The organism is Rhizobium sp. ZX09 (genome assembly GCF_017357485.1).
Taxonomy (GTDB): Bacteria; Pseudomonadota; Alphaproteobacteria; order Rhizobiales; family Rhizobiaceae; genus Agrobacterium; species Agrobacterium pusense.
The window spans coordinates 2567051-2593932 of the sequence record NZ_CP031363.1 but is presented as its reverse complement, the minus strand read 5'-3'; the positions used below and the strand labels follow the sequence as shown (position 1 = coordinate 2593932).

Annotated in this window: 22 protein-coding genes; 10 read left to right on the top strand and 12 right to left on the bottom strand. The window is 59.4% G+C overall.

Going from position 1 to position 26882, the window contains the following annotated elements:
- Positions 1 to 401: 401 nt before the first annotated feature.
- From BTN45_RS12695 to fdxA, 3 genes are all read left to right on the top strand, one after another.
- Positions 402 to 3485 (top strand): helicase-related protein, encoded by a 3084-nt coding sequence (locus tag BTN45_RS12695; RefSeq protein ID WP_207589731.1) that lies wholly within the window; start codon positions 402 to 404, stop codon positions 3483 to 3485.
- A gap of 4 nt (positions 3486 to 3489) precedes the next feature.
- A complete protein-coding gene (locus BTN45_RS12690; RefSeq protein ID WP_004444041.1) occupies positions 3490 to 3906 on the top strand; it encodes an RNA-binding S4 domain-containing protein in 417 nt (138 codons plus the stop codon).
- Between the two features lie 158 nt (positions 3907 to 4064).
- On the top strand, positions 4065 to 4403 hold the full coding sequence (fdxA, locus tag BTN45_RS12685) for a ferredoxin FdxA (RefSeq protein ID WP_004444038.1): 339 nt from the start codon (positions 4065 to 4067) through the stop codon (positions 4401 to 4403).
- A gap of 64 nt (positions 4404 to 4467) precedes the next feature.
- Here the strand turns inward: fdxA and holA are convergent, their stop codons facing one another.
- Genes holA through leuS form a run of 3 tightly spaced genes read right to left on the bottom strand, consistent with a single transcriptional unit; the run spans position 4468 to position 8685 of the window.
- Positions 4468 to 5505, bottom strand: coding sequence for a DNA polymerase III subunit delta (gene holA / locus BTN45_RS12680; protein ID WP_207588155.1), 1038 nt, complete (start codon positions 5503 to 5505; stop codon positions 4468 to 4470).
- An 11-nt stretch (positions 5506 to 5516) separates the two neighbouring features.
- The gene (gene lptE, locus BTN45_RS12675; RefSeq protein ID WP_006698300.1) at positions 5517 to 6062 is read right to left on the bottom strand and encodes an LPS assembly lipoprotein LptE; all 546 of its coding nucleotides are present in this window, start codon (positions 6060 to 6062) and stop codon (positions 5517 to 5519) included.
- Positions 6055 to 8685: a leucine--tRNA ligase gene (gene leuS, locus BTN45_RS12670; protein WP_207588154.1), complete on the bottom strand. Its 2631-nt coding sequence runs from the start codon at positions 8683 to 8685 to the stop codon at positions 6055 to 6057. The genes lptE and leuS overlap by 8 nt, the downstream gene beginning before the upstream one ends.
- Positions 8686 to 8877: 192 nt before the next feature.
- Here leuS and BTN45_RS12665 point away from each other — a divergent pair, with 192 nt between their 5' ends.
- The gene (locus BTN45_RS12665) at positions 8878 to 9537 is read left to right on the top strand and encodes a YggS family pyridoxal phosphate-dependent enzyme (RefSeq protein WP_072495178.1); all 660 of its coding nucleotides are present in this window, start codon (positions 8878 to 8880) and stop codon (positions 9535 to 9537) included.
- A 57-nt stretch (positions 9538 to 9594) separates the two neighbouring features.
- Here the strand turns inward: BTN45_RS12665 and BTN45_RS12660 are convergent, their stop codons facing one another.
- The gene (locus BTN45_RS12660; protein WP_045533429.1) at positions 9595 to 10296 is read right to left on the bottom strand and encodes a DUF1013 domain-containing protein; all 702 of its coding nucleotides are present in this window, start codon (positions 10294 to 10296) and stop codon (positions 9595 to 9597) included.
- A gap of 230 nt (positions 10297 to 10526) precedes the next feature.
- Between BTN45_RS12660 and acs the strand changes: the two genes are divergently transcribed.
- Positions 10527 to 12479, top strand: a complete 1953-nt coding sequence (acs, locus tag BTN45_RS12655) for an acetate--CoA ligase (RefSeq protein WP_004444026.1) — start codon at positions 10527 to 10529, stop codon at positions 12477 to 12479.
- Positions 12480 to 12580: 101 nt separating this feature from the next.
- On the opposite strand, the gene BTN45_RS12650 is transcribed toward acs, so the two are convergent.
- The 6 genes from BTN45_RS12650 to BTN45_RS12625 all read right to left on the bottom strand — a co-directional run bounded on the left by BTN45_RS12650 (position 12581) and on the right by BTN45_RS12625 (position 19100).
- Entirely contained in the window at positions 12581 to 13588 is a 1008-nt protein-coding gene (locus BTN45_RS12650; protein ID WP_004444024.1) for a TRAP transporter substrate-binding protein, read from the bottom strand.
- A 39-nt stretch (positions 13589 to 13627) separates the two neighbouring features.
- On the bottom strand, positions 13628 to 14905 hold the full coding sequence (locus BTN45_RS12645) for a TRAP transporter large permease subunit (protein WP_207588152.1): 1278 nt from the start codon (positions 14903 to 14905) through the stop codon (positions 13628 to 13630).
- Positions 14906 to 14909: 4 nt separating this feature from the next.
- A complete protein-coding gene (locus tag BTN45_RS12640) occupies positions 14910 to 15440 on the bottom strand; it encodes a TRAP transporter small permease (protein WP_004444021.1) in 531 nt (176 codons plus the stop codon).
- Between the two features lie 21 nt (positions 15441 to 15461).
- The gene (locus tag BTN45_RS12635) at positions 15462 to 16622 is read right to left on the bottom strand and encodes a fumarylacetoacetate hydrolase family protein (RefSeq protein ID WP_207588150.1); all 1161 of its coding nucleotides are present in this window, start codon (positions 16620 to 16622) and stop codon (positions 15462 to 15464) included.
- A gap of 196 nt (positions 16623 to 16818) precedes the next feature.
- Positions 16819 to 17535: a FadR/GntR family transcriptional regulator gene (locus tag BTN45_RS12630; protein WP_035207984.1), complete on the bottom strand. Its 717-nt coding sequence runs from the start codon at positions 17533 to 17535 to the stop codon at positions 16819 to 16821.
- Positions 17536 to 17654: 119 nt separating this feature from the next.
- Positions 17655 to 19100, bottom strand: a complete 1446-nt coding sequence (locus BTN45_RS12625; RefSeq protein WP_207588148.1) for an FAD-binding oxidoreductase — start codon at positions 19098 to 19100, stop codon at positions 17655 to 17657.
- 200 nt (positions 19101 to 19300) lie between these two features.
- Here BTN45_RS12625 and denD point away from each other — a divergent pair, with 200 nt between their 5' ends.
- The 4 genes from denD to BTN45_RS12605 all read left to right on the top strand — a co-directional run bounded on the left by denD (position 19301) and on the right by BTN45_RS12605 (position 24065).
- A complete protein-coding gene (gene denD / locus BTN45_RS12620) occupies positions 19301 to 20287 on the top strand; it encodes a D-erythronate dehydrogenase (protein WP_006698295.1) in 987 nt (328 codons plus the stop codon).
- The gene (locus tag BTN45_RS12615; RefSeq protein ID WP_004444009.1) at positions 20284 to 21186 is read left to right on the top strand and encodes an NAD(P)-dependent oxidoreductase; all 903 of its coding nucleotides are present in this window, start codon (positions 20284 to 20286) and stop codon (positions 21184 to 21186) included. The genes denD and BTN45_RS12615 overlap by 4 nt, the downstream gene beginning before the upstream one ends.
- A 9-nt stretch (positions 21187 to 21195) precedes the next feature.
- The gene (locus BTN45_RS12610) at positions 21196 to 22980 is read left to right on the top strand and encodes an IlvD/Edd family dehydratase (protein WP_207588147.1); all 1785 of its coding nucleotides are present in this window, start codon (positions 21196 to 21198) and stop codon (positions 22978 to 22980) included.
- 110 nt (positions 22981 to 23090) lie between these two features.
- Positions 23091 to 24065 (top strand): threonine/serine dehydratase, encoded by a 975-nt coding sequence (locus BTN45_RS12605; protein ID WP_207588145.1) that lies wholly within the window; start codon positions 23091 to 23093, stop codon positions 24063 to 24065.
- Between the two features lie 11 nt (positions 24066 to 24076).
- On the opposite strand, the gene BTN45_RS12600 is transcribed toward BTN45_RS12605, so the two are convergent.
- Positions 24077 to 25180 (bottom strand): NAD(P)/FAD-dependent oxidoreductase, encoded by a 1104-nt coding sequence (locus BTN45_RS12600; RefSeq protein ID WP_207588143.1) that lies wholly within the window; start codon positions 25178 to 25180, stop codon positions 24077 to 24079.
- Positions 25181 to 25407: 227 nt separating this feature from the next.
- Between BTN45_RS12600 and BTN45_RS12595 the strand changes: the two genes are divergently transcribed.
- Positions 25408 to 25551: a hypothetical protein gene (locus BTN45_RS12595; protein ID WP_004443999.1), complete on the top strand. Its 144-nt coding sequence runs from the start codon at positions 25408 to 25410 to the stop codon at positions 25549 to 25551.
- 76 nt (positions 25552 to 25627) lie between these two features.
- On the opposite strand, the gene BTN45_RS12590 is transcribed toward BTN45_RS12595, so the two are convergent.
- A complete protein-coding gene (locus BTN45_RS12590; RefSeq protein WP_207588141.1) occupies positions 25628 to 26806 on the bottom strand; it encodes a M20 aminoacylase family protein in 1179 nt (392 codons plus the stop codon).
- Between the last annotated feature and the right edge of the window lie 76 nt (positions 26807 to 26882).

Here is a 26882-nt window from a genome sequence, read left to right as displayed (position 1 = left end):
GATTCCCGGATTTTCCGACCGGCGGTTTTACCGTAATGCCGAATCCGGCCAAGGACTTATCCGGATTCATAATCTGGTAGAGGCTGTCACTTCGCCAACCAGATATTGCGGAGAACAAAAGCTGAATCATGAGGAGTCAGCGATTCGTATTCGATTCGTTCGCAGACTGTTCCGCAGCCGAATCGATTTCATTTTCGCCGGATTCTTTTTTCTTGTTCAACTATCTGAATCGAAATGGAAAATTTCGTTGACTGGTCGCCTTATGGCACTTTGCGGGTGAGGCCTATTGCCTTTGTCGGCAGGCGTTGCCATGTGTGGTGCGTGCGGCCCATACCGTTGATGTGGGTGGCACGCCAAGCAGATGAAGTCGATTCGCGGATAGTACGTTGAATTTTCGCCCCATGATCCTGAGCGGCCGCGGTGTCACGGCCGTTCTCGGCCCCACCAACACCGGCAAGACCCATTACGCGATTGAGCGTATGGTGGCGCATGGCAGCGGTGTCATTGGCCTGCCGCTGCGCCTTTTGGCGCGCGAGGTCTATACCCGTCTGGTCGAAAAGGTGGGGGCGCCCAATGTGGCGCTGATAACCGGCGAAGAAAAAATCTCACCCCCAAAAGCCAAGTATTCCGTTTGCACAGTGGAAGCCATGCCGCGCGAAACGACGGCCGCCTTCGTTGCAATCGATGAGGTGCAGCTGGCAGGCGATCTCGAGCGCGGGCATATCTTTACCGACCGGGTGCTGCATCTGCGCGGGCGGGAGGAAACGCTGCTGCTGGGCGCGGGCACGATGCGCCCGATCCTCGAAAAGCTGCTGCCGGGAATTACCGTGGTGGAGCGACCGCGTCTGTCGCAGCTTTTTTATGCCGGCCAGAAGAAGATAACCCGCCTGCCGCAGCGTACGGCGATTGTCGCTTTTTCCGCCGATGAGGTCTATGCCATTGCCGAACTGGTGCGCCGCCAGCGGGGCGGCGCGGCCGTTGTGCTGGGCGCGCTTTCGCCCCGCACGCGCAATGCGCAGGTGGGTCTCTATCAGTCCGGCGATGTCGAATATCTGGTCGCGACGGACGCTATCGGCATGGGCCTTAACCTTGATGTCGATCACGTCGCTTTCGCGCAGGACCGAAAATTCGACGGTTATCAATTCCGCAATCTCAATCCGGGCGAAATCGGCCAGATCGCCGGCCGCGCCGGCCGCCATCTTCGTGACGGCACCTTCGGGGTGACAGGCCGTGTCGACCCGTTCGATGACGAACTGGTGGAGCGGATCGAGACGCATCAGTTCGATGCGGTGAAGGTGTTGCAGTGGCGGACGAAAAACTTCGATTTTTCCTCTATCGCCAATCTGCGTGCGAGCCTTGACGCTGCGCCGGCGATCCAGGGGCTTTCGCGCGCCCTGCCGGCCATCGACCAGCAGGCGCTGGAGTATCTGTCCCGTTATCCCGAAATCATCGACGTGACGACGACCGATGCACGGGTGGAAAAGCTCTGGGAGGCCTGCGCGCTTCCGGACTATCGCCGTATCGCGCCGGCGCAGCATGCGGATCTGATCTCCACGCTCTATTTCGACCTCGTCAAGCGCGGTACGGTGAACGAGGATTTCATGGCCGAACAGGTGCGTCGCGCCGACCGCACGGATGGAGAGATCGATACCTTGTCTGCGAGGATTGCGCAGATCAGAACATGGACTTATGTATCGAACCGCCCAGGATGGCTTGCCGATCCGACACACTGGCAAGAAAAGACTCGGGAAATCGAGGATCGATTGTCCGATGCGCTACATGAAAGGTTGACGAAACGCTTTGTTGATCGCAGGACATCTGTGCTCATGAGGCGCCTGAGAGAGAATGCGATGCTTGAAGCTGAAATCAGTGTAAATGGTGATGTCTTCGTAGAAGGTCATCACGTCGGCCAATTGGCCGGGTTCCGGTTCACGCCGGTGCCGGGAATGGAAGGGCCGGATCAGAAGGCCGTGCAGGCTGCGGCGCAGAAGGCGCTCGCGCTCGAATACGAGGCGCGTGCCGCGCGTCTGCACGCCAGTGGAAATGGCGATCTCGCTTTGAGCTCCGATGGTCTGGTTCGCTGGCTGGGCGAGCCGGTTGCCCGTCTTTCGGCCGGCGACAATATCATGAAGCCGCGGGTGATCCTGCTGGCCGACGAGCAGTTGAGCGGTAATGCCCGTGATCACGCGCTCGCGCGGATCGAGCGTTTCGTCAACCACCAGATCGCAACCGTGCTGAAGCCGCTGGATGATATCTCCCGCGCGGAAGACCTTCAGGGTCTCGCAAAGGGTCTTGCTTTCCAGCTGGTTGAAAATCTCGGCGTGCTGTTCCGTCGTGACGTCGCGGAAGACGTGAAGTCGCTGGATCAGGACGCGCGTGCTTCCATGCGGCGTTACGGCGTGCGTTTCGGCGCCTATCATGTCTTTTTGCCTGCGCTCCTGAAGCCTGCTCCGGCAGAACTTGTGACGCTGCTCTGGGCCTTGAAGAATGATGGTCTTGGCAAACCGGGTTATGGCGACCTTATTCCCGTCCTGGCTGCAGGCCGCACCTCGGTCGTTACGGATGCCAGCTACGAGCGCATGTTCTACAAGCTTGCCGGTTTCCGTTTCCTCGGAAAGCGCGCGGTGCGTATCGACATTCTCGAGCGTCTGGCTGATCTCATCCGTCCGCTGCTGCAGTGGAAGCCCGGCCAGCAGCCGCGTCCCGAAGGTGCTTATGATGGCCGTCGTTTCACGACGACGACCGCGATGCTTTCCATTCTCGGCGCAACGCTCGATGACATGGAAGAAATCCTCAAGGGCCTCGGTTACCGTGCCGATCAGGTGACGGCGGAAGAGGCGCAGGCCTTCCTCGCCAGCCAGGCAGGCGCCACTGTGCCGGCTGCCCCAGAAACGACGGCGGGCGAAGAGGATAGCGCTGAGACCGAGCAGGACGAGCCGGCTTCCGAAGAGCAGGCCTCCGAAACGATTGCTGTTGTGGAAGGCGACGTTACCGAGGCGCCGGTCGCGGAAGCCGCCGGTGAAGAGGCTGCTGCAAATGAAGCGGCTCCGGCGGAAAGCGGTGAGGCCGCCGAGCCGAAGCCCGTGCTTCTGTGGCGTCCGGGTGGCCGCAATGAAAACCAGCGTGGTGAAAACCGTCGTCCCGGCAATCGTGGCCAGGGTCGTGAGCAGACAGCGCGCGAGCAAGGCGAGCGACGCGGCGAAGGCCGTCGTGACAATCGCGACGGGGCAAATCGCGATGCAGCCAATCGTGGCGGCGAGGGCGAGCGCAAGCGTGACGGCGGCCGTCCCGATCGCGGCAACAACCGCAATAATGATCGTCATGATCGTGGCGAGCGCAAGGACAGGCCGGAGCGCAGCGACCGTGGCGGAAAGCCGCAGGGCCAGCAGCGTTTCGAGGCCAAGCCACCGCGCAAGGAAAAGCCGCTGGACCCGGATTCGCCTTTTGCAAAGCTCGCTGCCCTCAAGGAGCAGCTGAAGAAGTAAGCCTATGGGAAACAGCGAACAGCCACTGGAAAGCACGCGCCAGCGTCTGGACAAGTGGCTGTTCTTTGCCCGCATGGCTAAATCCCGTTCGCTCGCCCAGAGCTACGTTCAGTCGGGACAGGTGAAGATCAATGGCGTCGTCGTCCGCCAGCCCAGTCATGCGGTGAAGCCCGGCGACAGGCTGGAAATAAGCTTCGAGCGGATGGACAGGGTCGTGGTGGTGAAGTCGGGCGGGACGCGGCGCGGCCCCTATGAAGAAGCCAGACTTCTCTATGACGATCAGACGCCGCCGAAGGAGCCTTCCGACAGGCTGACACTCCTTGAGCAGGCAATGCGCCAGCCGGGCAGCGGACGCCCGACGAAAAAGGAGCGCAGAGCGCTCGACAGGTTTCTGTCCGACAGCGACGGCAGTACAGATTAGAATAAACCTCCAAGTCAGCCCCGTTTTTCAGAATTGTTTATCCTTGCTATCTGCAAGCAAAGGCATTACGTCACTTGCGAAATTGCCCTGTCTGAATTCCGGGCGACGGCTTGTGTTCCGAAGCCCAAAGACCCGGCCTGCATATTCTGGAGTTCATCATGACATATGTCGTGACCGACAATTGCATCCGCTGCAAATATACCGATTGCGTTGAGGTCTGCCCTGTCGACTGCTTTTACGAGGGCGAAAATTTCCTCGCCATCAATCCCGACGAATGCATCGACTGTGGTGTGTGCGAACCGGAATGTCCTGCCGAGGCCATCAAACCCGATACGGAGCCGGGTCTCGACAAGTGGCTGAAGCTCAATGCGGAATATGCCGCGATCTGGCCGAACATCACCATCAAGCGCGACCCGATGCCGGAAGCCAAGGAAATGGATGGTGTCGAAGGCAAGCTGGAGCTTTATTTCTCTGCTGAGCCCGGCAAGGGCGACTGACCGCAGATTTGCGACGGTCTCGCACTAACATTTGAAAAGCCCTCGTCTGCACGAGGGCTTTTGTTTATCCGCCGCGGCCGGATTGCAGCGTGGTGGATAATAGTGTCAGTAGGGCCACGCTTTCCTCCAGACTTTGACGCTGGCGGCTTTGCAGGATGGCCGCCTGCAGTCGGTTCATCTCGCGCGCGATCGCCGCTGGCTGCCATGTGCGTAGCGCTCTTTCGATGACCGGTTTCCGGCGAAAATGGATATGGCGTCCAAGCGTCTGCATGACCTGACCGGCCTGCTGCTTTTTCTCGTCCATCTCGGCGCGCATCTGATCGAGCAGCTGGAATTGCTTGAGGCACCCCTGAAGCACGAGGAAGATCGGCGTCTTGGAAGAAATGATCTTCTGAGTGGCATGAAAAAACGCGTTTCTGTCACCCTTCAGGATGGCGTCAACGGCGTCATCGGTTGAAACCGTACTGGCATCACCGATGATGGCCAGGACATCGTCTTCCTCGATTACCTCTGCGCCGCGGCAATAAAGTGCCAGCTTGCGAATTTCGTTTCGTGAAGCGATACGGTCGCCCCCCAACGATTCGATAAGCCGTTGCCGCGCGGCAGGCGCGATACGCAAATTGTCGCCCGAAAGTTCCTGGTCTATCAACGCGTTCAGTGCGCGCGCATCGTCCGCGTAACAGGGAATGGCTGCGATGGATCGAGCCGGTTCCGCGATCTTGCGCAGCCCCGTGCCCTTCTTGATGTCGCCTGCTTCGATGATGAGAAAGCTCGCTTCCGGCGGCGTTTCCGCCAGAATCTGGAGGGCATCCACCAGCGCCTTTTCAGCTGACGCGCCCTTGATCCAGACAAGTTTCTCGCCGCCGAAAAGACCAATGGCGTTCACCTCATCCAGCAAACGCCCCGGGTCGCCCTGGAGATCGGACGCAGTCAATTTCAGCGACGCAAAAGCGTCGTCGGGATCTATCCCCGTCTTTTTGGCGATGAGGGTTGCGCGTTCTGATACGAGACCGCGATCCGGCCCGTAGAGTACGAAAACGCGAAAGCGCTCCGCCGGATTCTCGGCGAAGCGCTCGAATTCATGGGACTTTATCTCCGCCACGGCCGCCGCTCTCAGCGGCCGAGGGTGGCGGCGATGTCGGTGCGGATGATTTCGGCAAGTTCGCGCGCCGCACGGTTTTCGGCGTCGCGGGTCGCCCGGATCTTGGCGAATTCCTGCTGTGGCAGATCCACCTGCGCCGTCACGCTGCGGCGTGCGGAGCGCAGGATCTGACCGTCGGAAATGCGCGTCAGCACGTATTGGCCGCTCATGATGACACGGCCTGGATACGGCCCGTCGTAGTTGTTGTTCGTCCGTGTGGTTAGGTCGTAATTCTGCACCTCTGTCGAGGAAGCGCTCGAGCTGACCGAAACCTTGACGTTATATTGCGCCGTCGTCGGCTGCCCAGCGCCGCCAGCCAGAAGGAAGATTAGCTGGTTGCGAACTTCCTGTCCAACTCTGCCGCCGATATCGGAGACGCTGACGGCCGCCAGCCTTTCCTTGGTGCCGGAAGCCTCGCCATAGAGCGGGCGCACCTGGCAGCCCGCCAGAAGACCAGCCATCATCACGACGGAAATTGCTGCCGCGACGCGGCTCCATCTCGAAAAAACGTCAGACAACAATGTTCACAATCCTCTGCGGAACCACGATGACTTTCTTGGGCTCGCCGCCGGCAAGAAGAGATTTGACGGCATCCAGAGCAAGGGCAGCCGCGCGGACCGCATCTTGATCCGCATCGCGCGCGATTGTCAATTCACCGCGCTTCTTGCCATTGACCTGCACGGGCATGACCACATCGTTTTCTTCCACCAGCGAAGGCACGAAGGTCGGCCATGACGCTTCAGCCACCAAGCCTTCATTGCCCAGCGCCGCCCAGCATTCTTCCGCCAGGTGTGGCGTCATGGGGGCGATGATGCGGATCAGGATTTCGACGGCGTCACGCGCTGCTGCCTTGACGTCGTCGGATTTGCCGCCCGCAGCGACATCCGCAAGCGGACCGGCGAGCGCGTTGACCAGTTCATAGATGCGGGCAATGGCCTTGTTGAAGGCGAGCTTGTCCAGATCTTCCTGAACAGCCTTCAGCGTCTTGTGGGCCGCCTTGGAGGCCGCCAGCCCTTCACCCTCGGTTGCAGGCTTCGGCCTGACGGATTTCAGCTCCTCGGCAGCTTCACCGATGATGCGCCAGACGCGTTGTACGAAGCGGTTCGCGCCCTCGACGCCCGATTCGGACCAAATCACATCACGATCCGGCGGCGAGTCCGAAAGCACGAAGAAGCGTGCGGTATCGGCGCCGTACGATGCGATGATATCATCGGGATCGACCACGTTCTTTTTCGACTTCGACATCTTCTCGATCGAGCCGATCTTCACCTCTTCGCCTGATGACAGCAGGAAGGCGCGGCGTGTGCCGTCGGTTTCCTCAATCCGCAGATCTGCAGGTGGCACCCATTCGCGTGCAGTGCCTTCACCACGGCTGTAGGTCTCATGAACCACCATGCCCTGGGTGAACAGGCCCTTGAAGGGTTCCTTGACATCGACATGACCTGTTTCGCGCATCGCACGGGTGAAGAAGCGCGAATAGAGCAGGTGCAGGATCGCGTGCTCGATGCCGCCGATATACTGATCCACAGGCAGCCAGTGATTGGCGACCTTCGGATCGGTCGGTGCATCTTCCCACGGCGCGGTGAAGCGCGTGTAATACCAGCTGGAATCGACAAAGGTGTCCATCGTGTCGGTTTCACGACGCGCGTCATGGCCGCATTGCGGGCAGGAGACATGACGCCACGTGGGGTGGCGATCCAGCGGGTTGCCGGGCACGTCGAAGGTCACATCGTCGGGCAGCTTGACGGGCAGGTCCTTTTTCGGAACCGGCACGACGCCGCAGACTTCGCAATGGATGACCGGGATCGGGCATCCCCAGTAACGCTGGCGGGAAATGCCCCAGTCGCGCAGACGGAAATTGACCTTGCGCTCGGCCTGAGGCGCGTTGCCCAGCGTCTGCGCCGACAGCTTCTGCACGACTGCCTCGAAGGCATCCGTCGTTTTCATGCCATTCAGGAAGCCGGAATTGATCATCACGCCGTCGTCGGTGTAGGCGGTGTCATCGACCGTGAAGCTTTCCGCATCCGGGCCTTCGGGGGCGACGACCGCCACGACCGGCAGGCCGTATTTGCGGGCGAAGTCCAGGTCGCGCTGGTCGCCGGAGGGGCAACCGAAGATCGCGCCCGTACCGTAATCCATCAACACGAAGTTGGCGACATAGACTGGCAGTTCCCAGGTCGGATCCAGCGGATGGACGACCTTGACGCCGGTATCGATGCCTTTCTTTTCAGCCGTTTCCAGCGCGGCCAGAGAGGTTCCATGGCGGCGGCATTCATCGCAGAATTCGGCGATCGCAGGATTTTTTTCCGACAGTTCTTTCGCCAGCGGATGGTCGGCGGCAATGGCCAGGAAGGAGGCGCCGAACAGCGTATCGGGGCGTGTGGTATAGACGGTGATGTCAGAGAAGCCTTCCGGCGCAGTGCCAGCAACGGTCTGCCAGCGCAGTGACAGGCCTTCGGAACGGCCGATCCAGTTCTTCTGCATCAGGCGCACTTTTTCCGGCCACTGATCCAGTGTGTCCAGCTCGTCCAGCAGGTCCTGGCTGAAATCGGTGATGCGGAAGAACCATTGCGTCAGCTCGCGCTGTTCGACCAGCGCCCCGGAGCGCCAGCCACGGCCGTCGATCACCTGCTCGTTGGCCAGAACCGTATGGTCGACCGGGTCCCAGTTGACCTTGGACTGCTTGCGATAGACCAGACCCTTTTCCATGAAATCGACGAACAGCGCCTGCTGGCGGTGGTAATATTCCACGTCGCAGGTCGCGAATTCGCGTGTCCAGTCCAGCGACAGACCCATGGATTTCAGCTGGCCGCGCATGGTGGCGATGTTCTGGTAGGTCCAGTCCTTGGGGTGAACCTTGTTCTGCATGGCGGCGTTTTCGGCAGGCATACCGAAGGCGTCCCAGCCCATCGGGTGCAGGACATTGAAACCGCGGGCGCGCTTGTAGCGGGCGACGACGTCACCCATGGCATAGTTGCGGACATGGCCCATGTGGATGCGACCCGACGGATAGGGAAACATCTCTAGAACGTAATATTTCTCACGCGGATCGCTGTTGTCTGTCACGAAGACCTTGTCTTCGTTCCATTTTTGCTGCCAGCGCGGCTCGGCGTCGCGAGGATTGTAACGTTCGATGGCCATTGTCTAAAATTCCGGGTATCGAGGGGAAAAATGTGCGCTGACCTTCACCATGAAACGACCGGGGCGTCAAGTTTGGCGGGGGGGTTCGGACGTTCAATCTTGGCCAGCGTGCCTCAAATGGTGCTAAAGCCGCTTGGCATCAAGGCAATCGGCGTCTAGTTAGCGGTTCGAACGGTTAAAAAAGGTCTTGTGATGGAAATCGAAGCACGACTTCAGGATGTCAGGCAGCGCATTGCGGATGTGGCGGAAAAATCCGGCCGCAAGGCGGCAGATGTTGCCCTCGTCGCGGTATCGAAGACCTTCGAAGCGGAGGCGATCCAGCCCGTCATCGATGCCGGCCAGCGCGTGTTCGGGGAGAACCGCGTGCAGGAAGCGCAGGGCAAGTGGCCGGCGCTGAAAGAGAAGACTGATGGCATAGAACTGCATCTGATCGGCCCGTTGCAGTCCAACAAGGCTGCGGACGCCGTGGCATTGTTTGATGTCGTCGAGAGCGTCGACCGCGAAAAGATCGCCCGCGCGCTTGCCGAGGAATGCAGCAAACAAGGCCGCAGCCTTCGTTTTTATGTGCAGGTCAATACCGGGCTCGAGCCGCAAAAGGCGGGCATCGATCCGCGTGAGACCATCGCTTTCGTGGCCCTTTGCCGGGATGAGTTGAAATTGGCTGTCGAGGGGCTGATGTGCATTCCGCCGGCAGATGAAAATCCCGGTCCGCATTTTGCGCTGCTGGCGAAGCTTGCCAAGCAATGTGGCCTAGAAAAACTCTCCATGGGCATGTCCGGTGATTTCGAAACGGCCGTCGAATTCGGCGCGACCAGTGTTCGTGTGGGCTCGGCGATCTTCGGCACACGATAAGGCCATAAACAAAAAACCCGGCACTCAGGCCGGGTTTCGAGCATTCGAAAACGTCGATCAGTACTGATCGTCCTCGTCTTCATCCTTCTGCGTGGATTTCAGCGAGGAGAGCTTCTTGAAGACTGCATCGGCGTCAATCTGTTCGTCTTCTTCGCGCTGGAAGTTGTAATCCAGACCTTCCGTTGCCGTCGCCGGCTGCAGTGTATTGTCCAGCTCTTCGGCGGACGGCAGCGGACGGCCACGCGAGGCGCGTTCAACTTCGAGGTCAAGATCGATCTGGCTGCAGAGGCCGAGTGTGACCGGGTCCATCGGCGTCAGGTTTGCCGAGTTCCAGTGGGTACGGTCGCGGATTTGCTCAATGGTCGACTTCGTGGTGCCGACGAGACGCGAAATCTGCGCATCCTTCAGTTCCGGGTGGTTGCGAACGAGCCAGAGAATGGCGTTTGGACGGTCCTGACGCTTGGAAACCGGCGTGTAGCGCGGACCGCGACGCTTGGATTCGGGCACGCGCACCTTTGGCTCGGAAAGCTTCAGCTTATGGTTCGGATTGGCTTCAGCGCGGGCAATCTCGTCGCGGGAAAGCTGTCCGGTGGCGATCGGGTCGAGGCCCTTGATGCCCTGCGCGGCTTCACCGTCGGCAATTGCCTTGACTTCAAGCGGGTGCAGTTTGCAGAACGTGGCGATCTGATCGAACGACAGCGCGGTGTTGTCAACCAGCCATACAGCCGTTGCCTTTGGCATGAGCAATTGTTGAGCCATAGATACAGTCCTTCTGTCCGTCCGCGCCGGTGTCGCGGGCGTGGTATCAACCACTGATTTCCGGGATATTGCCGCTCTATAACCGGATTGCATCATAATTGCAATTCTTTGCGAAACAAATGACCTTTGTCTAATTGCCGTGCGCAATTGACCTGCTATGAATTCAACACATGCCTGAGGTGGGAGTCTCGGGCCGCGTCAGAAGCCATACCCGGTTCCAGGAGGAGTTCATGTCTGCCAAAATCTACCCGGTGCTCAAGTCGGCGAAAGCCCGCACGCTCATCGACAATGAGCGTTACCAGAAATGGTACCAGGAGAGCGTCGAGGATCCAGAAAAATTCTGGGACAAGCATGGCCGTCGGATCGACTGGTTCAAGCCTTACACCAAGGTCAAGAATACGTCCTTCAAGGGCAGGGTGCCAATCAAGTGGTTCGAGGACGGCCTCACCAACGTCTCCTACAACTGTATCGACCGGCATCTGAAGACGCATGGCGAGCGCACCGCGATCATCTGGGAAGGCGATAACCCCTATATCGACAAGAAGATCACCTATAACCAGCTTTATGATTACGTCTGCCGTCTGGCGAATGTGCTGAAGAAGCACGGCGTCAAGAAGGGCGACCGCGTCACCATCTATATGCCGATGATACCGGAGGCAGCCTATGCGATGCTTGCCTGCGCGCGCATCGGGGCGATCCATTCGGTCGTCTTCGGCGGCTTCTCGCCGGAAGCGCTGGCGGGCCGCATCGTTGACTGCCAGTCGACCTTCGTCATTACCTGCGATGAAGGTGTGCGCGGCGGCAAGCCGATACCGCTGAAAGAAAATACCGACAAGGCGATCGATATCGCCGCCAAGCAATATGTCATTGTCAACAAGGTTCTGGTCGTTCGCCGAACCGGCGGCAAGACCGGCTGGGCGCCGGGCCGCGACATCTGGTACCACCAGGAAATCGCCACGGTGAAACCGGATTGCCCGCCCGTGAAGATGCGCGCGGAAGATCCGCTGTTCATCCTCTATACGTCGGGCTCTACCGGCAAGCCAAAGGGCGTGCTGCACACCACGGGCGGCTACCTCGTCTATACGTCGATGACGCATGAATATGTCTTCGATTACAAGGATGGCGAGGTCTACTGGTGTACGGCCGATGTCGGCTGGGTCACGGGACACTCTTATATAGTCTATGGACCGCTGGCCAATTGCGCGACGACGCTGATGTTCGAAGGTGTTCCCAATTTTCCGGATCAGGGCCGTTTCTGGGAAGTCATCGACAAGCACAAGGTCAATATTTTCTATACGGCGCCGACAGCGCTCAGATCGCTGATGGGTGCGGGTGACCAGTTCGTCCAGCGCTCGTCGCGCTCCAGCATCCGTCTTCTCGGCACCGTGGGCGAGCCGATCAACCCGGAAGCATGGGAGTGGTATTACCATGTGGTCGGTGAGGACAAGAGTCCGATCGTCGATACATGGTGGCAGACGGAAACCGGCGGCATTCTCATCTCGCCGCTGCCGGGTGCGACCGATCTGAAACCCGGCTCGGCGACAAGGCCGTTCTTCGGTGTGCAGCCGCAGCTTGTCGATGCCGAAGGCAATGTGCTGGAAGGGCCGGCGGACGGCAATCTCTGCATCATCGACAGCTGGCCGGGCCAGTCGCGCTCCGTCTATGGCGATCATCAGCGCTTCATCGACACCTACTTCTCCACCTACAAGGGCAAGTATTTCACCGGTGATGGCTGCCGGCGCGATGAGGATGGTTATTACTGGATCACCGGCCGCGTCGATGACGTGCTGAACGTTTCCGGTCATCGTCTCGGCACGGCCGAGGTGGAATCGGCGCTGGTGTCGCATCATCAGGTTTCGGAAGCGGCCGTGGTGGGTTATCCGCATCCGATCAAGGGGCAGGGCATCTATTGTTATGTCACGCTGATGGCGGGGCAGAACGGCGACTATGCGCTGCGCGAAGAGCTGGTAAAACACGTGCGCAACGAGATCGGACCGGTTGCGACACCCGATAAGATCCAGTTCGCGCCCGGCCTGCCGAAGACCCGTTCCGGCAAGATCATGCGGCGCATCCTGCGCAAGATCGCCGAGGATGATTTTGGTGCGCTGGGAGATACGTCGACGCTCGCTGATCCTGCTGTCGTCGAGGACCTCATCGCCAACCGGCAAAACCGCACGGCGTGAACTGAGAGGCTGCTTCGGCAGCCTTTTTCTATTGACTGTCCTCACAAACAAAAACACCCGGAGGCGAACCTCCGGGTGTTTTTCATCGTAGGCTGTAAGGCTTACTGGCCGCGGATCTTCTTGAGGTCCGCCAGAACGGCGTCAACGACGTCGGCGCCGATTTCAGCCTTGTGCTTTTCGTAAACGACCATCGACTTTTCGCGGATACGCGCCTGCTCTTCGGCAGACAGCGAGTTCACCTCGAGGCCGGCAGCCTTGATCTTTTCCAGCGACTTCTGGTTCAGTTCGCGGATGACCTTGCGCTCTTCGTCACGACCCACGACTGCGCATTCGCGCAGGGCTGCCTGTTCTTCCGGCGTGTAGCTGTCGAAGATCGGCTTGGAGAAGAGGAAGAGGAACGGCGTGTAGGCGTGGTTCGTCTCCGTGATGTACTTCTGCACTTCGTAGAACTTGGAGGTGTCGATCGTCACATAGGGGTTTTCCTGCGCGTCGATCGCGTTGGTCTCGAGCGCCGAGAACACTTCGCCGAAAGCCATCGGCGTAGCGTTTGCACCGAGGTTCTGGAAGGTGTCGAGGAAGATGTTGTTCTGCATTACGCGAACCTTGAGGCCCGAGAAATCTTCCCACTTGTTGACGGCATGCTTGGAGTTCGACAGGTTGCGGAAGCCGTTTTCCCAGTAGGCCAGATTTACGAGGCCCTGTTCTTCCAGCTTCTTGTTCATCATGTCGCCGAAGGCGCCGTCCATAACGGCATCGGCTTCCTTGGCATTGGCGAAGAGGAACGGCAGGTCGAAGACGCCCAGCGACGGGATGAGACCGACGAGCGGCGAGGACGACGTGACGACGGCTTCCTGAACGCCGGAGCGCAGGGCCTGTGTCGCCTGAAGGTCACCGCCGAGAGCGCCACCCCAGAATGCCGTCAGTTTCAGCTTGCCGCCCGACTTGTCGTCAAGGCAGGCCTGCATGGCCTTGATGCCGTTGCCAACAGGGTGATCCTGGTTGATGCCGTTCGAAACGCGGATGTTGCGGCTGTTGAATTCTGCCATTGCCGGCGCGGCGGCGCCAACGGCGAAAGCGATTGCCGTGGTGGTCAGAAGAAGCTTTCTCATAATATCCTCCCTTGGATTGTGGTCGAGAAAAAGTTTCGATTAACGAAGGTACTGCAAAGGCACGAGGACGATGTCCGGGAAAATCACCAGCAGCGCCAGCACGATGGTTTCGGCGACGAGGAACGGCCATACACCGATCGTGACCTTGCCGAGCGGGATGCGGCCGACGCCGCTGACGACGTTCAGCACCACGCCAACCGGCGGGGTAATCAGGCCGATGGCGTTGTTGATGATGAAGAGAACACCGAAATAGACCGGGTCGATGCCTGCCTGCTTGATGATAGGCATCAGAACTGGCGTCAGGATCAGGATGGTTGGCGTCAGGTCAAGCGCGGTGCCGACGACGAAGACCAGCACCATGATGACGGCCATCAGCAGCATCGGCCGGTCGATCAGGGGCTCGATGTAACCGGCAACTTCGTTCGGAATGTTCGCAGCTGTGATAAGCCATGCGGAGACGAGCGCCGCGCAGACAAGGAACATGATGATCGAGGTGCTTTTTGCGGCGCGCAGGAGCACGTGGAACAGGTCCGCCGGCTTCAGTTCGCGGTAGATCACCATGCCGACGAAAAGGGCATAGGCGGCAGCCACGACGGCGGCTTCCGTCGGCGTCATGATGCCGGCCTTGATGCCGCCGAGGATGATGACGGGCATGCCGAGCGCCCAGCCGGCGCGAGCCGTGGCTGTAACGCGTTCCTTGGCAGTGGTTTTTGGCAGCGGCTTGACGTCGTCCTTACGCACGACAATCAGCCATGCGATGATGAGCGATGCGCCCATCAGGATGCCAGGTACGATACCGGCAAGGAAGAGCTGGGTGATCGAGACGTTGGCGGCGACACCGAAGACAATGAATGCCATGGACGGCGGGATGACCGGGGCGATGATGCCGCCGGCTGCGATGAGGCCGCCGGAACGCGGAATGTTGTAACCGGCCTTCGCCATCATCGGGATGAGGATTGCAGCGAGCGCTGCGGTGTCGGCTGCGGCCGAACCGGAGATGCTGGCCATGATGATGGCCGCGACGATGGCCACGATGCCGAGGCCGCCTCTGATGTGGCCGACCAGCGCGATCGCAAAGTCGATGATGCGGCGGGACAGGCCGCCGGAATTCATCAGTTCGCCGGCGAGGATGAAGAAGGGGATGGCAAGCAGGGTGAAGGTGTCTGCGCCCGAGATCATGTTCTGCGCAATGATCGCGGTGTTGAACATGCCCATATACCACATGAGCACGACGCCACAGAACATCAGCGAGAAAGCGACGGGAACGCCAATGGCCATGGCTCCCAGAAGAGAGCCGACAAAAACGAAAAGTGTCATGGTATCAGCGCTCCGAAAGCTGTTCGATCGTCAGGTTCTCGCCCGCAAACTGGGCGATTTCGTCTTCCGTCACGCGGCCCGTCAGAAGGCGGTACAGGCGTTCCAGCGCGATGACGAACATCAGGCCGCCGGTGAACATGCCGATGCCATAGACCCAGATCATGGAGAGCTTGGTGACCGGCGCGTGCATGCTGGCGTTGATGCCGGACTGTTTCCAGGTGCCCCAGAAGAAGATGGCGGAACAGGCCAGGATGATGATGTTCGAGATGATCATGCAGACGATGCGGGCGCGGCGCGACAGAAACATCACGAGCGTTTCAATGCCCATATGGCTGTTCTCGCGGAAGGTCAGCACCGCGCCGAGGAAGGTCAGCCACACGAAGAAATAGCGTGACAGCTCTTCCGACACATTGATGCCGGAATTCATCGTGTAACGCATGACGACGTTGACGAAGACCATGATCGACATGCCGGCAAGCAGCGCGACGAGAATGATTTCGAGAATCCGGTAAAAGAGATTGATGGTCTTTTGCATTTTCCCCTCCCGAAGAAATATCTAGAGCAGCCCTCGTTTCGCCAGGTTGCGCATCAGTGCCGCGGTGCCGAACGTCCATTCCGGGCATTCGTCAGTCGTCGTGACCCAGTTGATCAGCTTACCGAGCTTGGGCGTGGAGATTTCGACACGGTCACCCTTTGAATGGGTGAAGCCGAGACCTGGGCCATGGCGGTCCTTTACCGGCGCGAACATCGTGCCAAGGAAAAAGACTGCGCCGTCAGGATATTGGTGGTTACGGTTCAAGAGCTGCGAGGCAAGGTTTTCCGGCGTGCGGCTGATCGCCTCCATGGGGCTGACGCCCGTCATGGTGAAGCCGTCTTCGCCCTCGACAAGCAGCGAAATCTGCGCCTTCTTCACATCTTCGATGCTGAAGTTGCCATCGAACAGGCGGATGAACGGGCCGATTGCGCAGGAGGCATTGTTGTCCTTCGCCTTGCTGAGCAGCAGGGCGGAGCGACCTTCGAAATCGCGCAGGTTGACGTCGTTGCCGAGCGTCGCGCCGACAATGCGACCGTCAGAGGTGATGGCCAACACCACTTCCGGCTCAGGGTTGTTCCACTGCGATTTGGGATGGACGCCGATCAGGGCGCCGCAGCCGACGGAGGCCATGGCCTGCGCCTTGGAGAAGATTTCCGCATCCGGGCCGATGCCCACTTCCAGATATTGCGACCAGAGGCCCATTTCCTGGAGCAGTTTTTTCACCTCGGCGGCTTTTTCTGAGCCGGCCTCAAGTCCCTTGAGATTGTCGCCGAGAACCGGCGCAAGCCGTCCGCGAATTTCCTGCGCACGTAGCGGATCGCCTTTGGCCTGCTCTTCGATTACGCGTTCCAGCATGCTGTCGGCGAAGGTGACACCTGCGGCCTTGACGGCCTGAATATCATTGGGAGCGAGGAGTTCGCCGGCTGAGCCGTCCAGAAACGCGTCCAGCGCGCCTAAGGCGACGAAAGTACCGGTGTCCTTGAGCTGCTCCACCAGGTCGGTCTTCTCCAGAAGCTCTGACATGGTCGGAGAAACAGATGTGAGGTCATAAAGCACGCCATCCTTGAGGAGGACGGGGCAGGGGCCGCCTTCGCTTTTCGACCAGACGCGGCCGACGAGCAAAGCGTTTTCATAATCCTCAGGCAAAATTGCGGTAGCGTCAATCGACCTTACGCTGGCCATGTATATCCTCCCCTTTCAGACTTCCGACAGGCCGCCTCCTGCGGTCTTATTGTCTGGATGTCTGACAACCTAATCTTATTCTTCTTAGTATGACTTTTCGAGCGAGTCTAGCGGTCTCGCGGACAAATTTATCATGTATCGCTCATGAACCGCGGAAACCTGTCCTATAGCTTGACTGCCAATGCCTTTTTTCCAGTCAAAATATATCCAGCTCCAGATTGACGCGGCTTGCCGCACCAATCAGATGCTTGCGCATCGCGTTCTTGGCCGCGGGCGCATCAGCTTTTTCCACGGCCTCGTAAATTGCCACATGTTCGGCAATCGTTACCTCTAGAATTTCCCCAAAGACCGCCCGGGAGAAAGCGATGTTGATGGCGGAACTGATCCGCTCCGCAATGAAGCCGAGGAACATCAGGAAATATTCGTTTTGTGTGGCCTCAGCCAGAATACGGTGGAAGTCCAGATCGGCGGCAACGCCTTCCGTCGACCAATCATCGGCGGTTTTCATCTTTTCCAGGGCCGCGGCCAGCCGCGCCAACTGCTGCGGGCTACGATGCAATGCCGCCAGCCCTGCTGCTTCTATTTCCAGCGGCATGCGAAGCTGGAAAAGATCGCGGAAGTTCTCCGGATCGTTCAGCCGGGAGCGCTCGATACGGATGGATAGTCTCTGCCGGGGATCGGTGACGAATGCGCCCACGCCCTGCCGGGTTTCGACGAAACCTTCATTGCGCAATTGTGCTATCGCCTCGCGGATGACCGAGCGGCTCACCCCGAAGGTTTTTGCCAGCACATGTTCAGTCGGCAGCCTGTCGCCCGGGCCGAGTTTCGAATCGTTGATCTCGCGTGCGATCTCTGCGGCGATGCGGCCGGGGAGATGATCGTTGCGATGTATCTGATTGAACTCCAGCGTCATGGTTGCTCCCGTTCCACAGAAACGATTGGTTCGTTTTTCCCGCTGCAGACGACTTCCTCCTTCGCCGTCAGCGGGGTTTTTTAAGGCGGCGTTTTTCAGCCGCCTCTGCCGTACCTTGATTAGCTATCCGGTTGCAGGGTTATCTGGCAACCGGGATTCATCCGCAAATCAGGGTCGAAGGTGTTTTTCAGGCCAGTGATCATCCGCCGCTGCACATCAGATAGCCGGCTTTCGAAATCCGAGCGTTTCAACCGGCCGATGCCGTGCTCGGCGCTGATGCTGCCGACGTAACGGTCGAGGACGTCATTGACGAGCGTTTTGGACTTGTAGATGAATGCTTCGCGCTCTTCCGGCGTCGAGCCGTTAGGCGGCAGTACGTTGAGGTGGACGTTTCCGTCTCCCACATGGCCGTAGGAAACAGCGAGGCACTCCGGCAGTTTTTCCGCCAGTTCCGCTTCAGCTTCGGCCACGAAAGCCGCGAGTTTTGACAGCGGTACGGAAATATCGGTGCGCATATGGCTGCCGCGCAGCGCCTGGCCTTCGTTCATGCCTTCGCGGAATAGCCAAAGCGATTGCGCCTGCGCCCGTGACGATGCGATGACGCCATCCAGCACCAGCCCGTCTTCCATGACGCCTTCGAGGAAGCGGCCCATCAGGTCTGCGGTGTCGACCAGGCCGGAGCCTGAAATTTCCATCAGCACATAGGCCGGGTAGTCACCGGCGATCGGCATTTTAAGGTCGGGGATTGCCTCGATCGCCAGCGTGAAGGCGACCGGCGGCATAAATTCGAAGGCAGACATCAGGTCGCAGCATTCGCGACGGGCGCGACGGTAAAGCTTGATGGCATCGTCAAGCGAATTGAGGCCGAGCAGCGCCGTTTCGACGTGTTCCGGATTGGGGTAAAGCTTGACGGCAACGGCGGTGATAATGCCGAGCGTTCCTTCCGCACCGATGAAAAGCTGCTTCAGGTCGATGCCGCGATTATCCTTGCGCAGCGTCGACAGCCCATTCCAGATAGTGCCATCCGGTAGCACCACTTCGAGACCCAGGACCAGTTCGCGCGTCATCCCGTACCGCAGCACATTGATGCCGCCGGCATTTGTGGAGACATTACCGCCTATACGGCAGCTACCCTGGGCCCCAAGTGATAGCGGGAAGAACATACCCTTGTCCTGCACCGCGTCCTTGAATTCCGAGAGAATGCAGCCCGCTTCCACGACGGCGGAAAAATCGTCGCTGTCTATGGTGCGGATGGCGTTCATGCGCTCGAGGCTCAGAACGACCTGGCGTTTGGGCGCGTCAGGAATGCCGCCGAGTACAAGACCGGTATTGCCGCCCTGGGGGATGATGGCGAGTCCGAGTTCGGCGCAGGCGCGCACCGTATCAGATACTTCCTCCGTCGACCGGGGACGGATCACGGCTACAGCCGAACTGGTGACGTCGCCATGCCAGTCCCGGCAATAACGCAGCATGTCCTCCGGCGACGTGAGCACCAAAGCCTCGCCCAACCTGTTCTTCAGCGAGAATCGCAATTCCCCGATATCGTATTCGCTGACGATCGTCATTCCACCCTCTCCGCTCAATCCGCCCTGAAATGTCCGGGCAAGGCTTCTTCGCCCTTGCTTTTGCCGGTTTGTGAAAAAATACTATTTTCAACTCGATCATATAAGGTTATCAGACAACCTTACAAGCTAATTTATCGGTCGGTTGGCTGATGATGTTTTTTCGGTCTCGGGAGAACGACCGGGACAAAGAGGAGGAAGACATGCATATCGCAATTATTGGCGCCGCTGGCATGGTGGGCCGCAAGCTGACGCAGCGTCTCGTCAAGGACGGGTCACTGGGTGGCAAGGCGGTGGAGAAATTCACGCTTATCGACGTGTTCCAGCCCGAAGCGCCCGCCGGTTTTTCCGGTGCCGTCGATGCGCGCGCGGCCGATCTTTCCGCACCTGGCGAAGCCGAAAAGCTGGTCGAAGCCCGTCCGGATGTCATCTTCCACCTTGCCGCTATCGTCTCCGGCGAAGCCGAACTCGATTTCGACAAGGGCTACCGCATCAATCTCGACGGCACGCGTTATCTCTTCGATGCCATCCGCCTTGCCAACGGCAAGGATGGCTACAAGCCGCGCGTGGTCTTCACCTCCTCGATTGCCGTCTTCGGTGCGCCGCTTCCCTATCCGATCCCGGACGAATTCCACACCACGCCGCTGACCAGCTACGGTACGCAGAAGGCTATCTGCGAATTGCTCCTGTCCGACTACAGCCGCCGCGGTTTCTTTGACGGCATCGGCATTCGCCTTCCCACTATCTGCATTCGTCCCGGCAAGCCGAATGCGGCTGCCTCCGGCTTCTTCTCCAATATCCTGCGCGAGCCGCTGGTTGGCCAGGAGGCGGTTCTGCCGGTGCCGGAAAGCATTCGCCATTGGCACGCCTCGCCGCGTTCCGCGGTCGGTTTCCTTATTCATGGTGCCACGATCGACGTCGAAAAGGTCGGCCCGCGCCGCAACCTGTCGATGCCGGGCCTCAGCGCCACCGTCGGCGAACAGATTGAGGCACTGCGCAAGGTGGCGGGGGAAAAGGCCGTCGCCCTCATCCGTCGCGAGCCGAACGAGATGATCATGCGCATGTGCGAAGGCTGGGCGCCCGGTTTCGAAGCCAAGCGTGCCCGCGAACTCGGCTTTACGGCCGAAAGCTCCTTCGAAGAGATTATTCAGGTTCATATTGAGGACGAACTGGGAGGTTCACTGAAATGAGTGGCGGCGGGGAGGAGAAGAAGCGCTCGGTCGCCTTTATCGGCACCGGCCTGATGGGAGGGCCGATGGCCCGGCGCCTGCTGGGTGCGGGCTTTTCGGTCACGGTCTGGAACCGCAGTGTCGATAAGGCCGAGGCTCTTGTTGCCGATGGCGCGGTCGTCGCGGCATCGCCGGCAGATGCAGCCAAGGGCGCCGATATTGTCATCACCATGCTGAGTGACGGCAAGGCCGTGGGCGAGGTGCTGTTCGAGGCCGGTGTGGCCGAAGCGCTGAAAAAGGGGGCTGTCGTCATCGACAGCAGCTCGATTGCGCCGCCGATCGCGCGTGAACACTCCTCCCGGCTTCAGGCGCTTGGCATCCATCACGTCGATGCACCGGTTTCGGGCGGTGTGCCGGGCGCGACGGCCGGTACGCTCGCCATCATGGCCGGTGGAGACGAGGCGCTGATCGCGGATCTTGCTGATGTCTTTGCACCGATGGGCCGGCTCACCTATGTGGGTCCCTCGGGTGCCGGCCAGCTCTGCAAGCTCGCCAACCAGCAGATCGTCGCCATTACGATCGGCGCGGTTGCCGAAGCGATGATGCTGGTGGAAGCGGGAGGAGCCTCTCGCGAAGGTTTCCGCAATGCCATACGTGGCGGCTTTGCCGAAAGCCGGATACTGGAATTGCATGGCGAACGCATGGTGAAGCGCAATTTCGTGCCGGGTGGTCCATCCAAATTCCAGCTCAAGGATCTGAATGGCGTGTTGGCAACGGCGAAGGACCTGTCGCTTACCCTGCCGCTTACGCAGCAGGTGACGCGGGAATTCGACGACTTCGTTGGTGACGGCGGTGCCGATATCGATCACAGCGGCATCCTGCTTTACCTCGAAAAACTCAACAACCGCGAACAGGGCTGAGGCAGGCTTATGAGCGACGAGAAGACACCCATGCGCCGGCTGCGATCGCAGGACTGGTTCGATAACCCTGATCATCTCGACATGACGGCGCTCTATCTGGAGCGCTTCATGAATTATGGCGTAACGCCGGAAGAACTGCGTTCCGGCAAGCCGGTGATCGGCATCGCCCAGAGCGGCAGCGATCTTACGCCCTGCAACCGCGTCCATGTGGAATTGGTGAAGCGTGTGCGCGACGGCATCCGTGACGCGGGCGGTATTCCTATCGAATTCCCGACCCATCCGATGTTCGAAAACTGCAAGCGCCCGACGGCAGCGCTCGACCGCAATCTTGCCTATCTCAGCCTCGTGGAAGTGCTTTACGGTTATCCGCTCGACGGTGTCGTGTTAACGACGGGTTGCGATAAGACCACGCCCTCGGCACTGATGGCGGCGAGCACGGTCGATATTCCGGCCATCGTGCTCTCCGGCGGGCCGATGCTCGACGGTTATCATGAGGGCGATCTGGTCGGTTCCGGCACTGTGATCTGGCGCATGCGCCGCAAATATGGCGCTGGCGAAATCACCCGGGAGGAGTTTCTGCAGGCGGCGCTGGAATCCGCGCCATCGGTCGGGCATTGCAACACCATGGGCACGGCGTCGACCATGAACGCCATCGCGGAAGCGCTCGGCATGTCGCTCACCGGCTGCGGTGCAATCCCCGCCGCTTACCGTGAACGCGGCCAGATGGCCTATCGCACCGGCCGCCGCGCCGTCGAACTGGTTGTTGAGAATATCAAGCCCTCGGACATCATGACGCGCGAAGCCTTCCTGAACGCGATCCGCGTCAACTCGGCGATCGGTGGCTCTACCAATGCCCAGCCGCATCTCGCGGCCATGGCAAAACATGCGGGCGTTGAACTCCGTGAAGAGGACTGGCAGGTCCACGGCTACGATATTCCGCTGTTGGCCAACATACAGCCGGCCGGCAAATGGCTCGGCGAGAAATATCACCGCGCCGGCGGCACGCCCGCCATCATGTGGGAGCTTCTGCAGGCGGGCAAGCTCGATGGAAGCTGTCGGACCGTGACCGGTAGAACTGTGGCGGAAAATCTGGAAGGTCGGGAATCGACCGACCGAGATGTAATCCTTCCTTATGACAAGCCGCTGAAGGAACGGGCAGGTTTCCTGGTTCTCAAGGGCAATCTGTTCGATTTCGCCATCATGAAGACGAGCGTGATCTCGGCGGAGTTCCGGCAGCGTTATCTCAACGAGCCGGGGCACGAGGGAATTTTCGAGGGCAGATGCGTGGTTTTTGACGGTTCGGAAGACTATCACGCCCGCATCAATGATCCGTCCCTCAATATTGATGAGCGTACCATTCTCGTCATTCGTGGTGCCGGGCCGCTTGGCTGGCCGGGTTCGGCCGAGGTGGTCAACATGCAGCCGCCGGATGCGCTTTTGAAAAAAGGAATCACCAGCCTGCCGACGATCGGCGACGGCCGGCAATCGGGAACGGCGGACAGTCCGTCCATTCTCAACGCCTCGCCCGAAAGTGCTGCCGGCGGTGGCCTGGCGTGGATTCGCACGGGCGATGTGATCCGCATCGACTTCAACAAGGGCGAGTGTAACGTGCTGGTGCCGGATGAGGAGCTTGCAGCCCGCAAGGCAGACGGCATTCCCGCTGTTCCCGCGGATGCGACGCCCTGGCAGCGCATTTATCGTCAGTCGGTAACGCAGCTTTCGGACGGCGCGGTTCTGGAAGGCGCTGCGGATTTCCGCCGCATTGCCGAGAAGATGCCCCGGCACAATCATTGATCACACGACCAGAATCCCCGGCCACGTCCGGGGATTTTTCTTTTCGGGCAGTTTCGTAAATGCGTGTGACCTCATAAGGTGCCTGCACATCCGCATTATAGGGGCAGGACATGACTGATATTTCGATGATAGAAGCCGCGAGGGAGCGCATCGGCACTCAAGCGGTTCGGACGCCGCTTCTCTCATCACCTTTTCTGGACGAGATTGCCGGGCGAAAGCTCTTCGTAAAAGCTGAATGCCTGCAAAGAACGGGTTCCTTCAAGTTTCGTGGCGGCTGGTCGGCCGTCTCAGGCCTGCCTGCGGAGGTCCGCGCCAAAGGTGTCATCGCCTTTTCCTCCGGTAACCATGCGCAGGGCGTGGCGCTTGCCGCCAGCCTCCACGGCGTTCCCGCCGTCATCATCATGCCGACGGATGCGCCGAAGATCAAAATCGACAATACCCGTGCTTATGGCGCGGAGGTGGTGCTTTATGACCGCGCGAATGAGGATCGCGATGCCATTGGGGACCGCATTTCGCGCGAGCGCGGGTTGACGCTGATCAGGCCCTATGACGAACCGCTGGTCATTGCCGGGCAGGGGACTGTGGGGCTGGAGATTGCTGAACAGGGCGCGGAACTGGGTATCGATTCAGCCGAGATCCTGGTGCCGTGCGGCGGCGGTGGCCTTACATCCGGCATATCCCTTGCGCTTGCAGCGAACGCACCGAACTATAAGGTCAGGACTTCGGAACCGGAGCGGTTCGATGATGTGGCACGCTCTCTTGCCTCGGGCAAGATCGAGCGGAACGCCACGACCTCGGGTTCGATCTGCGATGCGATCGTTACGCCGCAGCCCGGTAACATTACCTTCCCGATCATGGTTAGGCTTTGCGGGAAAGGCATCGCCGTGACTGAAGAGGAAGCGCTGCGGGCAATGGTTCTCGCCTTCAACCGGCTGAAGATCGTCGTTGAGCCCGGTGGGGCGGTGGCCCTGGCGGCGGCCCTCTTCCATGGCGATGAACTGGAGAGTGAAACGGTGATCGCAGTCGCTTCCGGCGGCAATGTCGATCCGGAGGTCATGACGGGTGCGCTGTCCCGTTTCGGCTGAGCGGGTTGGGATCAAGCCCCAAGCCGCGCCGCGACCTCGTTGGCGATGGCCAGCGAGGCAGTAAGGCCGGGGCTTTCGATGCCGAAGAGATTGACGAGACCGTTGACGCCATGCGTTTCCGGCCCGTCAATGCGGAAATCCATAGCGGGTTCGTCCGGACCTGAAATCTTCGGCCGGATTCCAGAATAGGCCGGGATCAGCGCATGGTCGGGAAGGCGCGGCCAATAACGCCGTATCGCATCATCAAAACCTTCCATGCGTTGGGGATCGACGGCGTAATCGATGACGTCCACCCACTCCACATCCGGGCCGAAACGAGCCTGGCCAGCAAGATCGAGGGTGAGATGTACGCCAAGGCCATGAGTATGAGGTGCCGGATAGATGAGCCTTGAAAAGGGTGACTTGCCGGCCAGCGAAAAATAGCTGCCCTTGGCGAAACGCGCCTGCGGGATACCATCCTCCGGCAATCCCTCTATCTTTCTTGCCACCATCGGCGCAACAAGTCCGGCGGAATTGATGAGCAGCCGGCACGTCAGGCTGGTGGGCTCCGCGCCGCCGACGTGGATCCGAAAACCATCGCCCGCCACTTCCGCCCTTTCGAAGGGGGCGTTGACGGCCATGGCTGCGCCGTGATCCTGTGCGTCTCCGAACAGCGCCAGCATGTATCCGTGACTGTCGATGATACCGGTCGAAGGTGACGTAAGGGCTGCAACACAGGTGAGCGCGGGTTCGAGTAAAACCGCCTGTCGTTCATCAATCAGCTCAAGATTGTTACATCCGTTGGCCTTGCCCTTCTCCTGGAGAGTGGCGAGCATGGCCGTCTCTTCATGGCTCGTGGCGACGATGAGTTTGCCGCAGCGGCGATGAGCAACGCCGTGGCTCTGGCAGAAAGCATAAAGACGCTCCTTGCCCTCCACGCAAAGTCGGGCCTTGAGGCTTCCAGGCGGGTAATAAAGGCCTGCGTGGATAACTTCGCTGTTGCGGGAGGAAGTGACCGAGCCAAATTCCTTTTCGCTTTCCAGGATGACGACGAAGAGGCCGCGCATAGCGAGTTCTCGCGCTGTCGCAAGGCCGATCACACCGGCTCCAATGATGATGGCGTCGATATCTGTCATGGTATTTTCCGTGTCCGCATTGCCTTCAGACGGAAAGCGCCCCGTCGCGCTGATGCCGCGCAATGGGTAGATTGATGCTTGCCGCCCGGCAAGTTGCAATCCGTATTTTTCCCGATGCACGTATCTTATGGAATATTATCTCTACTGAAACAGTGGGGAATAAAGCTATTCTACCAGTGAAATAAGCAATGTCCGCTTTGAAGGGCCGAGCAGGAAGGGAGTGTACAATGTCTTATTCCAAGGCAGGAAAAGTAAAAGACTTTGTTTCGCAGCCCCAGTCGCCGCGCAACTGGAAAGATTCGGTTCATGCGGCTCTCGTCGGCGTCTGCATGGCCTTTGTCGCTGCCGTCATATTCGGTCTCGTTCCCTGATCCTCCCGATCTTCTCATCAGGTAATTTGAGAACAAAAGGCCGGTCGCTCCTCCGACCGGCCTTTTTCATTCCCATTCACGACTTCAGGTAATCTTCCGCAAGATCGACCCAGAAAGCGGTTCCGATTGGCAGGATTTCGTCGTTGAAATCAAATTTTGGATGGTGCAACGGCGGGTCGTTGTCGGTTCGTGCGGTGCCGAGGAAGAAATAACAGCCCGGCCGTTTCTCAAGCATGTAGGCAAAGTCTTCCGCGCCCATCGACGGGCGCTGCATTTCTGCGACCTTTTCAGGCCCGGCAAAACGGCGGGCGAGATCGGCGACATAATCCGTTTCCGCCCTGTGGTTGACGGTTGCATTATAACCGCGCTCGTAATCGATGGTGACGCTCATGCCGTAGCTGGCCGCCTGGCCTTCGGCTATCGCCCGAATGCGCTTTTCCAGCTCATCGCGCACGCCCGGATCGAAGGAACGGATGGTCAGTAGCATTTCCGCCGTTTCGGGAATGACGTTGCTGGCAGCACCGGCATGGAAGGCGCCAACGGTGACGACCGCCGACAGCTGCGGATGGATGTTGCGTGAAACCACCGTCTGCAGCGCCATGATGATGCTTGCCCCGGCAACGATAGGATCAGCGGCATCCTGCGGTTCGGCACCGTGGCCGCCATAACCGTTGACGGTGATCTTGCACTCGTCGACCGCGGCAAGGATCGGCCCGTCGCGCAGCACGAAGTGCCCGAAGGGCAGGCCAGGGTCGTTGTGGAGTGCAAAAACCGCATCGCAGGGAAAGCGGTCGAACAGGCCGTCCTCGATCATGATGCGGGCGCCGCCGAAATTTTCCTCCGCCGGCTGGAAGATCAGATGCAGCGTTCCGTTAAAATTCCTGCGTTCGGCTATGATCTTCGCTGCGCCGAGAAGCATGGCAGTATGGCCATCATGGCCGCAAGCATGCATCACGCCCTGATTGGCGCTCGCATATTCCGCCCCCGTTTCTTCGTGGATCGGCAGGGCGTCGATATCGGCTCGAATGCCAAGCGTGCGCGTGCTGTCACCATTGCGCAGCGTGGCGACAACGCCAGTGCCGGCGAGCCCGCGCGTTACCTCGTACCCCATCGCCAGCAATTGTTCGGCAATGAAATCCGAGGTCTTGAACTCGGAGAGGCCTATTTCAGGGTGACGGTGCAGGTGGCGGCGGATTGCCACCACATCCGGCATATGATTGGCAAAAGACGTCATGGTGGCGGTCTGACTGGTCATTTTCGAAGTCCCGGGTTTTGCCGTTTTTTACGGTGCTTTTTCAAAATGACATAGCAGCATATGCATGGGCATGTAA

Excerpts from the sequence above, each read along its gene's own strand:
- BTN45_RS12695 (WP_207589731.1), top strand. The coding sequence starts at position 402 with ATGATCCTGAGCGGCCGCGGTGTCACGGCCGTTCTCGGCCCCACCAAC.
- BTN45_RS12690 (WP_004444041.1), top strand. The coding sequence starts at position 3,490 with ATGGGAAACAGCGAACAGCCACTGGAAAGCACGCGCCAGCGTCTGGAC.
- fdxA (WP_004444038.1), top strand. The coding sequence starts at position 4,065 with ATGACATATGTCGTGACCGACAATTGCATCCGCTGCAAATATACCGAT.
- leuS (WP_207588154.1), bottom strand. The coding sequence starts at position 8,685 with ATGGCCATCGAACGTTACAATCCTCGCGACGCCGAGCCGCGCTGGCAG.
- BTN45_RS12665 (WP_072495178.1), top strand. The coding sequence starts at position 8,878 with ATGGAAATCGAAGCACGACTTCAGGATGTCAGGCAGCGCATTGCGGAT.
- BTN45_RS12660 (WP_045533429.1), bottom strand. The coding sequence starts at position 10,296 with ATGGCTCAACAATTGCTCATGCCAAAGGCAACGGCTGTATGGCTGGTT.
- acs (WP_004444026.1), top strand. The coding sequence starts at position 10,527 with ATGTCTGCCAAAATCTACCCGGTGCTCAAGTCGGCGAAAGCCCGCACG.
- BTN45_RS12650 (WP_004444024.1), bottom strand. The coding sequence starts at position 13,588 with ATGAGAAAGCTTCTTCTGACCACCACGGCAATCGCTTTCGCCGTTGGC.
- BTN45_RS12645 (WP_207588152.1), bottom strand. The coding sequence starts at position 14,905 with ATGACACTTTTCGTTTTTGTCGGCTCTCTTCTGGGAGCCATGGCCATT.
- BTN45_RS12640 (WP_004444021.1), bottom strand. The coding sequence starts at position 15,440 with ATGCAAAAGACCATCAATCTCTTTTACCGGATTCTCGAAATCATTCTC.
- BTN45_RS12635 (WP_207588150.1), bottom strand. The coding sequence starts at position 16,622 with ATGGCCAGCGTAAGGTCGATTGACGCTACCGCAATTTTGCCTGAGGAT.
- BTN45_RS12630 (WP_035207984.1), bottom strand. The coding sequence starts at position 17,535 with ATGACGCTGGAGTTCAATCAGATACATCGCAACGATCATCTCCCCGGC.
- BTN45_RS12625 (WP_207588148.1), bottom strand. The coding sequence starts at position 19,100 with ATGACGATCGTCAGCGAATACGATATCGGGGAATTGCGATTCTCGCTG.
- denD (WP_006698295.1), top strand. The coding sequence starts at position 19,301 with ATGCATATCGCAATTATTGGCGCCGCTGGCATGGTGGGCCGCAAGCTG.
- BTN45_RS12615 (WP_004444009.1), top strand. The coding sequence starts at position 20,284 with ATGAGTGGCGGCGGGGAGGAGAAGAAGCGCTCGGTCGCCTTTATCGGC.
- BTN45_RS12610 (WP_207588147.1), top strand. The coding sequence starts at position 21,196 with ATGAGCGACGAGAAGACACCCATGCGCCGGCTGCGATCGCAGGACTGG.
- BTN45_RS12605 (WP_207588145.1), top strand. The coding sequence starts at position 23,091 with ATGACTGATATTTCGATGATAGAAGCCGCGAGGGAGCGCATCGGCACT.
- BTN45_RS12600 (WP_207588143.1), bottom strand. The coding sequence starts at position 25,180 with ATGACAGATATCGACGCCATCATCATTGGAGCCGGTGTGATCGGCCTT.
- BTN45_RS12595 (WP_004443999.1), top strand. The coding sequence starts at position 25,408 with ATGTCTTATTCCAAGGCAGGAAAAGTAAAAGACTTTGTTTCGCAGCCC.
- BTN45_RS12590 (WP_207588141.1), bottom strand. The coding sequence starts at position 26,806 with ATGACCAGTCAGACCGCCACCATGACGTCTTTTGCCAATCATATGCCG.